This is a genomic window from Arthrospiribacter ruber, from assembly GCF_019343195.1.
Classification (GTDB): Bacteria; Bacteroidota; Bacteroidia; order Cytophagales; family Cyclobacteriaceae; genus Arthrospiribacter; species Arthrospiribacter ruber.
Genome location: NZ_RPHB01000001.1, coordinates 257,389 through 272,064, shown reverse-complemented (window position 1 = coordinate 272,064; position 14,676 = coordinate 257,389). Strand labels below are relative to the sequence as shown.

The window sequence follows — 14,676 nt, the reverse complement described above, 5'->3', positions numbered from 1 at the left end:
ACTATTTATAGCTAATACCCAATCCCATAATGGTCGAAACCTTGAGACTTCAGGTATTTTTTATCATAGATATTTCTTCCGTCAAATACCACCTTGCTCTTTAATAGTTTCCCAATAGCTTCCCAGCTTGGGATTCTGAACTCTGACCATTCGGTCACCAATAACAATGCATCTGCATCTACGCAGGCATCATAAGCATCACTGCTGTAGGTCACTTTATCAAAAATATAATGTTCTTTGGCCTCTTCCATTGCCTTGGGATCATAGGCTTTGACTTTTGCTCCAGCGGCTCTTAATTCATCTATAATTACCGCAGCAGGAGATTCTCTCATATCGTCTGTATTGGGTTTAAAACTCAAGCCCCACATAGCAAAAGTCTTACCCGAAAGGTCTTCTCCAAAATGGGATTTCACCTTGGCAGCCAAGACATATTTTTGATCCTCATTTACTTCTTCGACTGCCTTTAGCACCCTCAGCTCATGTCCATATTCCGCAGCTGTTTTTACTATGGCCTTGACATCCTTAGGAAAACAGGAACCTCCGTATCCTACACCCGGAAATATAAATTTGTTGCCAATTCTAGGGTCTGTGCCTATGCCCTTTCTTACCATATTGGCATTGGCCCCTACCCTTTCACATAGGTTGGCAATATCATTCATAAAGGAAATCTTCGTAGCCAACATGGCATTGGCGGCATATTTGGTCATCTCTGCTGAAGGAATATCCATATAAATAATCCTTTCTCCGCTTAATTGAAATGGCTTATACAACCTCTGCATGATTTTTTCTGCCCTTTCATCATCCACACCTATTACAATCCGGTCTGGCTTCAAGAAATCCTCAACTGCTGCTCCTTCTTTTAAAAATTCAGGATTTGAGGCTACGGCAAAAGGTAAATCAGAACCTCTCTTTTTTAGGGCATTGCTGATTGCATCCCTTACTTTCTCCCCTGTGGTTACCGGTACCGTACTCTTTGTAGCAACCACAATATAATCACTCATATGAGTACCTATCTCATCTGCCACAGCCAATACATATTGCAAATCCGCCGATCCATCTTCACCTGGAGGTGTACCGACCGCAATAAATGCTACTTCTGAACCTTGGATGGCCTCTCCCAAGTTAGTGCTGAAATGAAGTCTGCCACTCTTGAAGTTTCGGACCACAATCTCTTCTAAGCCTGGTTCGTAGATGGGCATTATCCCATTTTTCAGCTTATCAATTTTCTTTTGGTCAATATCCACACAGGTAACATCAATCCCCACATCAGCAAAACATGCTCCTGATACCAAACCTACATAACCAGTTCCTACTACTGTAATTTTCATTGTTAAAAATTTATGATTTAATGTTTAAAATGGATTTTAATTTTTAGACACAAGACATAAGACGCTAGGCATAAGATTAGAAGGGATAGTTTAACGCTTAACGCTTAACATTTAACTCTTAACTCCTCACTATTCACTCCTTCATCCTTCATCCCTCATCCTTCCCTACTCCCCTCCTCAATACATCAATCCAAAATGCCAGAGCGGAATGGTATTCAAGTAGCCGCTTTCTATATCGTCTTTGACCAGGTATCCCTTTTGGGCTGATTTGATCTGTTTGATGCCTTTGTCTTTTCCTCCAAGCTCAAATTCCATGTCATTCACCTTAAAATCACCAAGAGATGAAGTCCAGACTTGGTGGCTTACTTTCAGTTGATTGAGAAAAAAGGTCTCCCGGATATTCCCCTTATTTTGGTTTTCTCCCGCCAGACTGTACACCAGATTGGTATTGTCCAGGTACACTTTATCAACTTTGCCCAATGCACGAATACCTGCTGTTTGACCTCTCAATTGTGCCACCATTCCTGCTTCTTCCATATAAAGCAGGTAGTCGGCTAACTTGAAAACACTATTTTGCACTATGACAGTGCATTTTTTGATGGATTTTGCACTATGGGAGTGCGTTTTTTTTAAGATGTGAGATATGAGACACAAGACGCTAGACATAAGATTAGAAGAGAGAGACGAGAAGCGAGAAAGGAGAGAAAATATTTTTCGAGGAAGCAGCATCAGCTTAACTCTGCCCCTCGTAAATCGTAAGTCGTATTTCGTAAATGAGATGTGAGACATAAGACGCTAGACATAGGATTAGAAGGGATAGTTTAACGCTTAACATTTAACTCTTAACTCCTCACTATTCACTCCTTCATCCTTCATCCTTCCCCACTCCCTTCCTGAATACATCAATCCAAAATACCAGAGCGGAATAGTATTCAGGTAACCCATCTTTATATTGTATTTGATTAGGTATCATTTTGTTATAATAAACGAGCCTCGATAATAATTGAAACCCCCTAACTATCATATAGCTTAGTTTAAATACTGTTTGACTTCACTAACAATTGTTGACTTAACCTCTTCCCATGAAGTATTTATTATCATTCTAGGCGACTCTTCCAAATCTGCATCTTCAAAATAAGTGAGGCTCTTGAGAACCAGAAAAGTCGATCCATCACCATATTTTTTATTATAAAATTCCATGAGATCCGAAAACTGAAACTCCTTCAATAAAAAAAACAAGTCTATGAAATCTTTTTTACTCCCACGACCGGATATTGCATTAAGTTTCATCGCTCCTATATCACTCATATGAGCCAATCGCAAATTTTCGTAAATTTTTGGAGCTCTTAACCAGGGGTATCTGTAATTGACAAAATCAACTTTTATTCCATCTACACTATATACAAGGATATTTTTGCTTTTTTTTAAAATCTGTACCTTCCCCAAACTCGATAAAACTTCAGAAATTTCCGTTTCCTCCAATTCCTTTTTCCCAAAAAGATCAATATCAATTGATTCTCTATGGCCAATTTGCAGGGCTAGACTTGTACCTTCTACCAAATTAAACTCTTTGAAATATGAGTAAGACATCAACTCTTTCAGGAGTTCCAGAAGTCTGGAGTTGACTGTTTTTTTGAATAACATCTAAAATCCTCTTTTTCCAATGAAAAATAAACAGAAAGAAAAGACAATGTAACAGCATCCAAGGATCGAATATTTACTACTTCCTTTTTAATTTCTTCTCTCCCGAAAAGCACAAGTAACTTCTTCCAATCATTCAAGTTCCCATATTCCAAAACCCTTCCTATCAACCATTTTTTACTTCTCTGAAAATCCAGCTTATCGACATCTATATCCCAAAATAAATACTCCGAAAAGTCTTGAATTTTTAAATTTTGTTGAGTGCTTTTTTCCATTTACTAAAAATAAGGAATTTTTTGTTTTTCGGGAATACGCTCTTTGGGATTATATTTCTACTCTTAGTAAATCATCTCCGCCCGGATGACTTGGTCGGACAAGAATCGTAAATTGAAATGAGGTGTGAGCCCCAATAACTATCTAAGGAGAAGCAATAAATTAACTCTGCCCCTCGTAAATCGTAAGTCGTATTTCGTAAATGAGATGTGCGACATAAGATGCTAGACATAAGATTAGAAGCGAGAGACGAGAAGCTAGAAACGAGATAGTTTAACATTTAACTCTTAACTATTCACTAATTCCGCTTCCCTGTTTTTGGCGAAAACCTGAATTCACCATTGATCTTCCCTCTGCCAAAAACAATTCCACCTTCCCGCTTTTGATCCTCGGGTTGAAACCCGAGGCTATTATATCTGCGTCCTTACAGGGCTAAAGGCCACTCCTCTATTTTAAATTTTTCAATTTAATTTCCTTAATGCCCAATATTAACCCTTAACAATTAACTTCTCCCTTTTCTTTCATTTCCGCCCGGATGACTAGGTCGGACAAGAATCGTAAATTGAAATGAGGTGTGAGCCCCAATAACTATCTAAGGAGAAGCATTAAATTAACTCTGCCCCTCGTAAATCGTAAGTCGTATTTCGTAAATGAGATGTGAGACATAAGACACAAGACATAAGATCAGAAGCGAGAGACGAGAAACGAGATAGCTTAACATTTAACTCTTAACTAATCACTATTCACTCCTCACTATTCACTCTCCCTCATCCTTCCTCCCTCATCCCTCATCCTTCATCCTTCCTCCTTCATCAAAGTCTCCCATCCACCTTGTTCTTCTCCAACACCGACTTCACATCAAATACGACCTGATTGTCGGAGGCGGCTACAGGCCAGTCTTTGAATTCTTTGTGGGCCACGGCAAGGATAATCGCAGAATACTGATCCAGGTTTTCTTTGGTATTTCCATTGATCACCTCAATTCCGTATTCATGCATGACTTCCTGAGGATCTGCCCAAGGATCATATACATCCACATCCATATCAAAGGTCTTCAGCTCCTGAAAAATGTCAATCACCCGGGTATTCCTTACATCGGGACAGTCTTCTTTGAAAGTGAAACCCAAAATCAGGACTTTGGCATCTATCACCTTAAGGTCCTTGCGCATCATCAGCTTGATCACTTCTGTGGCCACATGCTTGCCCATGGAATCGTTTAGCCTTCTACCGGAAAGGATGATTTCGGGATGGTAACCTACTTCCTGTGCTTTCTGTGCCAGGTAATAAGGATCCACACCAATGCAGTGCCCACCGACCAATCCCGGACGGAAAGGAAGGAAGTTCCACTTGGTTCCCGCTGCTTCCAATACTTCCTGGGTATCAATGCCCAAAAGGTTGAAAATCTTGCTCAACTCATTCACAAAGGCAATGTTGATGTCCCTTTGGGAGTTTTCTATCACTTTGGCCGCTTCAGCCACCTTGATGCAGGAAGCTTTGTGGGTACCTGCAGTGATTACAGACCTGTACATTTCATCTACATAGTCTGCTACCTCAGGGGTGGAACCGGAAGTCACTTTCAGGATTTTGGTTACCGTATGTTCCTTATCTCCCGGGTTGATACGCTCTGGAGAATAACCGGCAAAAAAGTCTTCGTTGAAAGTCATGCCAGAAACGGATTCCAGTACAGGCACGCACTCTTCTTCTGTTACTCCAGGGTAAACGGTGGATTCATAGATCACCACATCACCTTTTTTCAAAAGTCTGCCTATCATCTCCGATGCCTTGAGCATAGGGGTAAGCACAGGTCTATGGTGCTTGTCTGTTGGGGTAGGAACGGTGACGATAAAGATATTGCAGGAGGAAATGGCGGAGACGTCGTCGGAAACGAGTAGTCCTTTTCCTTCCTCTTCCAAAGCTACAGGATTTTGAATCAACACTTGCTGCAGTTCAGCATCAGCTACTTCCAGGGTCCTGTCCTTTCCTTTTTGGAGTTCATCCACCCGCTTGCCATCTATGTCATAGCCTACGGTTTTATATTTTTCTGCAAAAGCCACTGCCAATGGCAATCCTACGTAACCTAGGCCTATGATGGCGATTTTTGATTCTTCAAGAGGCAGGAGATTTAAAGACTGATTTTTCAAAGCTTAAATAGTTTAATAATGTTTAACTAAGTAATTGTTTAATGAAATGTTTAACTGAGTAATTGTTTAATTGATTAACTGAGTAGTGGTTGAATTGTGGAATTGTTTGTTGAAAGTTTAATTGGTTAATTGCTTTAATTGATTAACTGAATGCCTCAATTCGTCGATTCCTCAGGTCATCAGTTCATCAATTATTTAATTTCAAGTTTTGTTTTTAGATTATCAGATTTTAAAATATGTGTATCCTACATATTTCATGCAGCCATTGATTGTTTTGAACAAGTTCTTTCTGCCAAATTCTAATCAAAATTTGATTATAAAGCTACTTTTTCTCCCGATTTTCGGGACAGGCTTTGATAAAAAAGTAGCCAAAAAATCAAGAATTTCGAATTCCCGAAAAAATCGGGACAGGCACTATCCACCCTCAAGGCCTGCGCTGGCCTCCCGTACGTACGGGAAAATTCATCCCACCCTCCAAAATCCCAATTTACTGCTAAAAGTGAATTTGACGGTTTGACCCTTACGGTTTAATGTGCGAGGGTCCGGGATACTAATGCTTTAGAATTTTATATTTTTTTAAGGCATTTTGTTTATTTATAATTTCAACAGCCTTATTTCTTAGCTCAATATATTGACGTCTTCAATATATTTCATATCAATCGCATATTGATGAAAATTTTTAGTCATACAATCAAATTAAAGGCCTACTACTCATAACAATTAAACAATTAATCGATTACACAATTAAACATTTAACTCAATCCACCAAGCCCGGCTTTTCCTTCTCCAATCGCTCATAAACCTTCTTTACATCTTGGGCCTTTTCTTTATTCAGGACCAGAATAGCATCTGAAGTTTGGATGAGTATCGTTTGACTCAAACCAATAAATTCGCTGTGAATATCTGTTCCTATCACCATGTTACCCTGTGTATCTACCTTATGTCCAGTTTCTTTCAGGTAATCGTAAATGGATTCAAAGGAGCCCATATCAGACCATTGGAAATCTGAAGGGACCACCTTGATCTTATCCGTCTTTTCCATTACCGCGTAATCTACGGAAATTGAAGGAATCTGCAAACTTAAACCTTCATTCAAAAACCCATTTTCGGCATTTTCAAATGCAGTTTTGGAGGTATCAAAAACTTCAGGCTCTGATTTTTTCAACTCTTCAAGAAATACTCCTGCCTGATAGCAGAACATACCTGAATTCCAAAAGAAATTACCTTTTGCTATAAAAGATTCGGCAGTTTGTTGATCGGGCTTTTCTCTGAAGCTTATCACTTCCTCCCCATCAGATTCTATATATCCAAAGCCTGTTTCAGGCCTGGTGGGCTTCAGACCAAAAGTAACGATAAAGCCATCCCTTGCCAGTTCAATGGCCCTATTGACTTTCGATGCGTAGGCTTCTCCTGATTGAATCAGGTGATCTGATGGTGTCACAAAAAGCACATCCGAAGGAGAAACAGCAAAGGCCGCAAAGGCAATGGCAGCGGCTGTATTTCTAGGGCAGGCTTCGATGATTTCTGTAAAGTCATTTTCACCTAGGGCTTCTAAATCTTTTCTTGACAAATGATAATTGTCTTTACTTCCTACTACCAAAATATGCTCACTTATACCAAGGTTACGGGATACCGTTTTTTGAAAGAGGGTTTGCCCTTCAAAAATAGGCAAGTATTGCTTAGGTCTGCTTTTTCTGGACAAAGGCCAAAGCCTGGATCCCACACCACCTGATAAAATTACGTTGATGACTTTGCTGTGTGACATAAGAAAATCTAAAATTTACTGGAAAAGGCGAATTAATTTTTAATGCTTTTGCATCACTAAACTCTCTTTAATCCCTAAATGTACTTGTTGCCGAACAAAAATTAAAATCAAAGGGGGAAATATGATGTACAATGGACAAAGGAAGATGTACCAAGTACAAAGAACCGTGATGCCAGGGTATGGGTCAGTTTTGGTGGTGTATGGACACATGACATTGTCAATTACCCTATCACTGATCACTTTTCACTGCGCACTATTCACTAATTACTTGTTTTAGAAATCCAACCCTTAAAAGCCTCCCCTTCATCAGTTAATCAATTCAACAATTAAACTCTTCATCCTTCCCACAGCTTCGCCCTTTCAGTCCCATTAAGGACTTAGCCAAGCGAATTTTAAAATGGATACAGGTGACTTAAGCAAATAAAGATGGCGGACCAGCGAGCGCCAAAAAGATCACTTGTATAATGATAAGGTCAAATTACATGCACAGTGCAAACACAATGCAGGCTAAATGCAGGCACAAATATAGGGCTTCCCCTTCTATTACTGCCCGTGATTTTTACAATTTATTAGCGGAAAAAGCATAATTAAATCTTTATTGATATGAAATGCTTTTTCATTATTTCGACAAGTCTGGATTGTCTTATAAAATGCATTTTTTTTACTGGGATTTTTTTATGCTTGTTTCTCACTCTTTTTTTAAATGACGGATGATTTTTTCAAGGAAGAATTTTCAAATCTTTAATTTGGCGAATGAGTTGGTTAAACTTCTCCTGATCTCTAATATAAAACAGGTGGGTATGCACAAATTTTTCAACATAAAGTATTTGATTTTCAGGACCTTTAACTAGAATTGGCTCTTCTTCATTTTTAAGTATAGGTTCTATAAACATACCTGCAGGGAAAATGTCTTCTTCAATAACCGAAAGTCGATCTCTCCCATAATCATACTTTTTGTGCCAGAAAGCAAAGACCTCTTTATCCAACATAAAAAGGTAAAAAGAGGTAGTTCGATGCTGCTCCTTTACTACGTGTCTTTCTACTTCAAACAAGCCTAAAGGAAAGAACATTTTGCAATAGACTTTAGCCTTTTTTTCAGCTACCCAAGAAAAGTACTTTTCTGTATCAAATTTCCAGTTTTCTATCTCCAGTACATAGGGTTTTTGAGTATGAGAAATTTTATAATAATGGTCAGCCAAGATCATAAAAGGATCAAACAGTTCCGCATCATGACGGTACTTGTAGTGTAATTTGTATCCGGAAATTCTTTTTGTTCTGCGAAGATTTCCGGAAAAAATAAATCTAAAATAATTTAAAAGACTGGGCATAGATTGTGGTTTTTTTAGTTGTAAAACTAATCAGCAGGTTGCTTAGACCGGCTATATGTTCACCATGCCGAAGTTAACAATAACTATACCCAAAAACATTTATTTCTATTATTAAATAATTAATTAAACTATTTAAATATTTCATATTATTTAAAAATGATAGGTCTTTATTGAATTAAGCCTATATGAATTGGATTTCGAATACCTTATTTTGAAACTCAGAAAATGATTTTTTTTGTAAAATTTCATTCTATATTTTTCAGATTTCATTCAAAATCAGATAAGCCAAAGCAATTTTCAAAGTGATTTAGTAGGGGACCTTGGCTATGGAGATCATTCCTTCTTCGACTTGAGTCGAAAATCTGCGGGGGAAAAAGGTTTAATTGAGTAATTGTTTAATTGATGAGGGGTAGGTTGTTAAAAGTTAATTGTTAAAGGTTAAGCCAATTTGATAGGCAAGAGAGAGCTGTTAGTGGAGACACTAACAGGGGCCGGAAATATTTTGAAATATGGGTTTGATTAAGTTGAAGGCTTGGATTTCTAAATTAAGTGATTGGGATACTAGGTGATATTAATGGATATTGGTAGATATTTTTGGATATTATTTCTAAATCATATCGTCTTCCAAAAGCGAAGCTTTATCTGTGTAGATCTGTATTATCTGTGGTTGTTTTTTAATGGATATTAAATGTATCCGCTAGAGCGGACTAGTTATTGATGGATACTTATGGATATTGGACCAATTCAATCCTTTTTATCAGAGGGAAGATGGGCCGTCCCTACAGGACGGAATAGATCCTCAACCGTTAATTTTTTCTACCAATGGGTTGTGCCTCTGGCATAAGAGGATTTTAGATTGTTGATTTAAGATTCTAGATTGAAAAACACATAGCAACCAATTCCCCATCATGAACAAATTGGTGCGGTATCAACTGATCCAATTCATCAAACCCATTCCTTGCTTCTACGTGCCTCCGTGGCAAAAATTGGCCTCCTTTTTAAGATTACTAATCCACATCCCTCCTGCGGGAAGAGGTTTAACTGTGTAATTGATTAACTGTTTAACTGAGGAATGTTAAAAGTTAATTGTTAAAGGTTTAAAGGACTAATTTTCAAACTTGCTTATTCATTTCTTACGAACAGAAAACTATGATTGGAGCTTCTGATCACGGAGTGATCGAACTATGAATAGCCCTGGGTGAAACCCAGGGTTTGATGTGTGATGGCGATTTTGTTTTTGGCCGAGGGATGGTCAATGGTGGATTTAGGTTTTCGCCAAAAACAGGGATGGGAGAAGGGTTTAATTGTGTAATTGTTTAACTGATGAGTTGATGAATTGTGTAAATATTGAATTGATGAGATTAAAATAGTTAAGGGTTGAATGATATTGAAAATATTGTTGAAATAAATAGATATATGATTGAATTAAAACTCAATCCTAAGCTTTATCTGTGTAGATCTGTATTATCTGTGGTTATTTTTAATTGATAATGATGGGTACCAATTTCCGCCGCGCTTTAGCCGGCCGTCTGGTCCATAGGGATCAATCCCCCTTCGACTTTAGTCGAAATCTGCGTCATCTGCGATATCTGCGGGAGAAAAAATAAAACCCTCGAGGTTTCAAAAACCTCAAGGGTTAACAAAGCTTCAACCTAGGGAAAAGTCAATCAATTCACCAGTTCATCAATTAAACAATTGATCAGCTTCTCCTCAAAGCCCGCTTCCACCAAGGCAGGGAAACCTCCTCGTGATAGCCATAGCTGTTGCCACCATAACCATAGCCGTAACCATAGCCATAGCCGTAACCGGTATCGATATGAACATCATTTAGAACCGCGTACATTTTCTTCACTCCGGCCTTTTCTACCAAATTATTTATAATCTGTACATTTCCCTTTTGTGAATAATCCTGTCTGAAAACATAAAAATTAACATCTGCAAACTGAAACAATTCTTTGGTCTCAGACACCAATCCTACAGGCGGACAATCCAAAATCACCACATCATAAGATTCTTTGATTTCTTCCATAATCCTCGAAAACTTATCCTGAAGCATCAATTCCGCAGGATTAGGCGGTATAGGGCCGGAAAGTATTACATCCAAATTGTCATAGCCTGAAGATTTCACAACCGATTGCCAAGGCATATCTGTGCTTAGACAGGTACTCATCCCTTTATCATTGATCATTCCAAAATCCTCAGCAATTTTCGGCTTCCTCAAATCCAAACCTACTAATATGGTCTTTTTCCCCATCAGAGAAAACACAGAAGCCATGTTGATGGAAATAAAGGTTTTCCCCTCACCTGATATACTGGAGGTGAACAAAATACAGGTCTTTTGCTTGTTGACAGCCAAATAGGAAAGATCTGCCCTCAAACCCCTAAATGCTTCTGTTACAGTTGACCTCGGATTATTCAATACCGGCATAGCATCATCCGTATTGTTTCTCCCTATCATTCCAATCAAAGGGACTTTCAGTTGGTTTTCCAGCCATTTCGGGTCTTCTACTTTGGTATTTAGGAAATCTTTCACCGTAATCACACCTATCGGCATTATCAGTCCCAAAATAAGTCCTATCAATAAATTGAGGGTTTTCTTTGGCGCTATGGGGTTCTGTAGGGCTCTGGCATTATCCAAAATGCTGTTTTTAGGCATATTGGATGCCCTGGTGATTTCAGCCTCTGCCCTTTTCTGCAAAAGGTAGATATATATATTCTCATTGATGGTAAACTGCCTCTGTATGCCCAAAAGCCTTCTTTCGGTCTCGGGCAATGTATTGATTTCCCTTTCTATTGTCCTGATCCTATTGTTCAGCTCAGTCAAAACCGTATTGGTATTCCGGATTGCGGAATTCACATTTTCCTGAAGTGCCTTTTTAGTATTCTGAATCTTACTCCTCACCTCTCTGACAGCAGGAGTCTGCTCTGAAAAATTGGCTGTGAGGCGAATCCTTTCTGCCTGCAATTCTGCAAGGTTCATTACCAAAGCATTGAGAAGCGGGTCTGTCACACCAATGATGGAAGGGGCCACCAAATCATCCAGCTGATCATTGGTCAGGTAGGTCTGAAGGGTTTGGTAATACTTCAGGTTGATTTCACTTTGGGACTTCTCTTTTTCCAGTTCCTGCAAACGCTGAAATATCTGCGAACCTTCCTGTGAGAGGTTAAAAATCCTGTTTTCAGACCTATAATTTTCCAGTCTGTTTTCAAAATAGGTCAGGGAGTCTGTAATCCCGCTCAATTGCTCTTCTATAAACAATATGGTATTTTCAGCAGCCCTATTTTTCTCCTTCAGTTCCCTGGCCAAATACATCTCCATCATCTTGTTGAGGTAATCCTCTCCCAATCGTCTGACAGGTGTTTCCAAACCCAAAGTCAAAATAGAGGCCTGTTTATTAATAGGGTTTATAGTGATGTTATTTTTAAATTGAAGGGCCAGACTTGGGGAATCCTTTAATTGAAAAAGTAATTTTTCCCCTGTCAAAGCAGAGATATTCTGCACCTTAAAGTTGAAGTAATCCCCTTTGATCACTTCCCCAAAATAATGAATGGTTTTCACAAAAGGATCTTGGGTCAGCTTAGTCTTATAAAATGGATCTGCTGGATTATAAACCTGAAAACCGTCATTTTCAATGGTCAAAGAAAATTTTTCACTGTCCAACACCTCAATTCTAAACATCCCTCCTACCAATTGGGGATGCTTCCAATCTACCTCTACCAAAACCGGCACATTACCATATAGCTGCTTTTGATTGATAAACCCATCAGAAAAATACAGCACATTCAGGTTAAGTTCACTGAGGGTTTCCTCTGCTAAAGTATAGGACTTAAGGATACCCATTTCATTTTCCACATTGCTTTTTCCCTGAAGCATTCCTCCTGCATCAAACAAATCGGCTCCAAGTGTAGGCTTGTCATCCACCACAATAACAGAAGACTCCACTTTAAATATTGGAGTACTGTAACGGTTGACCAAAAAAGCAATCAAAATACCGGCAAACATGCAGATCGCCAGAATTGGCCAGTATTTGAGGTAATTAAAAAGTAGGGCCTTCAGATCTATCTCATCTTCCTGTACAGGCTGAAAAGAAGGTCCTTGGTTTGGGTAATTCGGATGGTTTGGGGTATTCATATTTTTTATCGCGTCACTAAATTCAAAACTAAGGCAATGGCAGTCACTGATGAAATTACCAATGCTATGGACTGCGCAGCATTCTCTCCCGCACCTAGCTCTCTGACCTTCAGTGGTTCAACATAGATTTGGTCATTGGGCTGAATAAAATAAAATGGAGAGCGTACCAATTGCCTGTCGTTCAGGTTGACCCTGTGCAATTTGGATCCTTCCGGGTATTGGCGGATAATCAACACTTCATCTCTTTTGGCAACAGGAGTAAGGTCTCCTGCTTGGGCAATGGCTTCAAAAATGGTCATCCTATCTTGTAAGACCACATGCTTACCAGGCCTCCTGAACTCACCAAGTGTAGAAAACCGGATACCTCCTAATTTGACTCTTACATAAAGTTCAGTCGTCACATATTCTCTCAGTTTTTCTTCAATCACTTCCCTTGTTTCCTCCAAGGTTTTGTTCATCACATTTAGTTCACCTATTATCGGTAACCTGATATTCCCTTTTTTATCGACCGAGTACCCAGTCATGTAATAAATATCACCACCAGTTTGGGCTATTTGTCCGACCATTCTATTTGCGCCATCCTGAAATTTAGCATTAAAACCACTTTGAATCATATCCTCGGCTGTCTTGACATCCACATCAATGATATCATTAAATTGAAGCTTGTATTCGGGGAGTTCATAATTAATCATGACATCTTCCGCAATTGCTTCGTTTCCTTCTAGATTTTGCAGGTAAATAATCCTTTTGTTCGAAACGCAGGAGGCTGCAGACATTCCCATCAAAAAAAGCCCCAATAAGTAAGAAAATCTATTCATAAATGTATATATGTTCGCTTCGCCATTTCGCAATAACCGTGCAAACTTAATTATTTTATTCTATTCATTCTGAAATAAAACCCATGATTTGAGATAATCTCTAAATACTATACAAAAGATACAAAGATTAAAATCTAATCTAAATATCTTTAATCTCAATTATTTGGATTTAAAATGCCATTTACTTATTTTAAAATTCTTGTAATAGTCAAAAGTCCATAATAGAATCTTACTTGAGAAACCTTTTGATATTTCCTTTCTCCTAAACATAAAAACCATTACTTAATCTATCATAAACTTTTTTTGTAACTTGATCTTTCCAAATAGATATATAGCTGCCACAAAAAAAATCAAACCCAGCATTAACAAAGTTTGCGGAAAACTCTTCTCCTTTAAAACAAACAAGTAATTGATCAAACATTGCGTCCCCGCAAAAATAAAAGCTACCACAATATGAGGCAAAGCCATTTGATTAGCCATGATTTGGTAAAGATGTTTTCTATGTGGCTCAAAAATATTTTCTTTCTTTTTGATACGCTGTACCAATGTACCTATACTATCAGCGCCATATACAAACAGTAAAATCACTACTGTCCAATTGCCTGTCTGGAGAAACATCTTAAGCATGAAATAAACCATCATATAGGCCAATGAAACACTTCCGATATCACCTGCAAACATCAAAGCCTTGCCATTTCGAAGATTGTAATACAAAAAAACAAAAACAGCTATCCCCAAATATAAAACCATACTCTCTTTGATGCTGGGAAAAACCCTGTCTAAAAGAAATACAGTGCCCAAAAAAACCAAAGCATAAAGTCCGGTAATTCCATTGATACCATCCATGAAGTTTACCGCATTTAAAATTCCAATTGTCAGTACCAACAATATTGGGAAAGCCCATATAGGCAATTCTACAAAAACTCCTGAATCGGCAAAAAGGAGCAAAATGGCAATCAATTGAGCCAGTATCCTAAGTCTCCTTGACATTCCTCTTATATCATCCCAAAAACTTACTGCTGAAATCAGTACCAAACCCAATACCATCAAACTGTTTTGAAAATCCATCAAAAACCACCACAATACAATCGAGATCGGGAAAAGTATCCCTCCTCCACGTATTGTCGGCACTTGATGAGAAGAGCGGGCATTGGGATTATCTACAATATTGAAGCTTTTGGCAAGTCTGTAATAAATTAAAGAGAGGATGGCAAGTATTGAAAAAACTAGTAAGTATCTAACAGGCATAT

At 38.4% G+C, this 14,676-nt stretch carries 10 protein-coding genes; all 10 read right to left on the bottom strand.

Annotated elements, in window-relative coordinates; translation table 11 throughout:
• Nucleotides 1–11: 11 nt before the first annotated feature.
• The 10 genes from EGN73_RS01065 to EGN73_RS01020 all read right to left on the bottom strand — a co-directional run bounded on the left by EGN73_RS01065 (nt 12) and on the right by EGN73_RS01020 (nt 14,674).
• Nucleotides 12–1,328: a UDP-glucose dehydrogenase family protein gene (locus EGN73_RS01065; RefSeq protein ID WP_219286244.1), complete on the bottom strand. Its 1,317-nt coding sequence runs from the start codon at nt 1,326–1,328 to the stop codon at nt 12–14.
• Nucleotides 1,329–1,505: 177 nt separating this feature from the next.
• Entirely contained in the window at nt 1,506–1,907 is a 402-nt protein-coding gene (locus EGN73_RS01060) for an ATP-binding protein (RefSeq protein WP_219286242.1), read from the bottom strand.
• 450 nt (nt 1,908–2,357) lie between these two features.
• Complete coding sequence (locus EGN73_RS01055; protein WP_219286240.1) at nt 2,358–2,972, bottom strand: nucleotidyl transferase AbiEii/AbiGii toxin family protein; 615 nt, start codon at nt 2,970–2,972, stop codon at nt 2,358–2,360.
• Nucleotides 2,927–3,244 carry a DUF6922 domain-containing protein gene (locus EGN73_RS01050; RefSeq protein WP_219286238.1) on the bottom strand — a complete coding sequence of 106 codons (318 nt, stop codon included), beginning with the start codon at nt 3,242–3,244 and terminating at the stop codon, nt 2,927–2,929. Before EGN73_RS01050 ends, EGN73_RS01055 begins: the two co-directional genes overlap by 46 nt.
• Nucleotides 3,245–4,054: 810 nt before the next feature.
• Nucleotides 4,055–5,383, bottom strand: a complete 1,329-nt coding sequence (locus tag EGN73_RS01045) for a nucleotide sugar dehydrogenase (RefSeq protein ID WP_219286236.1) — start codon at nt 5,381–5,383, stop codon at nt 4,055–4,057.
• A gap of 757 nt (nt 5,384–6,140) precedes the next feature.
• Entirely contained in the window at nt 6,141–7,148 is a 1,008-nt protein-coding gene (locus tag EGN73_RS01040; RefSeq protein WP_219286234.1) for a mannose-1-phosphate guanylyltransferase, read from the bottom strand.
• A gap of 719 nt (nt 7,149–7,867) precedes the next feature.
• A complete protein-coding gene (locus EGN73_RS01035; RefSeq protein WP_219286232.1) occupies nt 7,868–8,353 on the bottom strand; it encodes a hypothetical protein in 486 nt (161 codons plus the stop codon).
• Between the two features lie 1,822 nt (nt 8,354–10,175).
• A complete protein-coding gene (locus EGN73_RS01030; protein WP_219286230.1) occupies nt 10,176–12,608 on the bottom strand; it encodes a GumC family protein in 2,433 nt (810 codons plus the stop codon).
• 5 nt (nt 12,609–12,613) lie between these two features.
• Nucleotides 12,614–13,426, bottom strand: coding sequence for a polysaccharide biosynthesis/export family protein (locus EGN73_RS01025; RefSeq protein WP_219286228.1), 813 nt, complete (start codon nt 13,424–13,426; stop codon nt 12,614–12,616).
• A 282-nt stretch (nt 13,427–13,708) separates the two neighbouring features.
• The gene (locus EGN73_RS01020) at nt 13,709–14,674 is read right to left on the bottom strand and encodes an MraY family glycosyltransferase (RefSeq protein ID WP_219286224.1); all 966 of its coding nucleotides are present in this window, start codon (nt 14,672–14,674) and stop codon (nt 13,709–13,711) included.
• Nucleotides 14,675–14,676 lie beyond the last annotated feature (2 nt).

Excerpts from the sequence above, each read along its gene's own strand:
- EGN73_RS01065 (WP_219286244.1), bottom strand. The coding sequence starts at position 1,328 with ATGAAAATTACAGTAGTAGGAACTGGTTATGTAGGTTTGGTATCAGGA.
- EGN73_RS01055 (WP_219286240.1), bottom strand. The coding sequence starts at position 2,972 with ATGTTATTCAAAAAAACAGTCAACTCCAGACTTCTGGAACTCCTGAAA.
- EGN73_RS01050 (WP_219286238.1), bottom strand. The coding sequence starts at position 3,244 with ATGGAAAAAAGCACTCAACAAAATTTAAAAATTCAAGACTTTTCGGAG.
- EGN73_RS01040 (WP_219286234.1), bottom strand. The coding sequence starts at position 7,148 with ATGTCACACAGCAAAGTCATCAACGTAATTTTATCAGGTGGTGTGGGA.
- EGN73_RS01035 (WP_219286232.1), bottom strand. The coding sequence starts at position 8,353 with ATGATCTTGGCTGACCATTATTATAAAATTTCTCATACTCAAAAACCC.
- EGN73_RS01030 (WP_219286230.1), bottom strand. The coding sequence starts at position 12,608 with ATGAATACCCCAAACCATCCGAATTACCCAAACCAAGGACCTTCTTTT.
- EGN73_RS01025 (WP_219286228.1), bottom strand. The coding sequence starts at position 13,426 with ATGAATAGATTTTCTTACTTATTGGGGCTTTTTTTGATGGGAATGTCT.
- EGN73_RS01020 (WP_219286224.1), bottom strand. The coding sequence starts at position 14,674 with ATGCCTGTTAGATACTTACTAGTTTTTTCAATACTTGCCATCCTCTCT.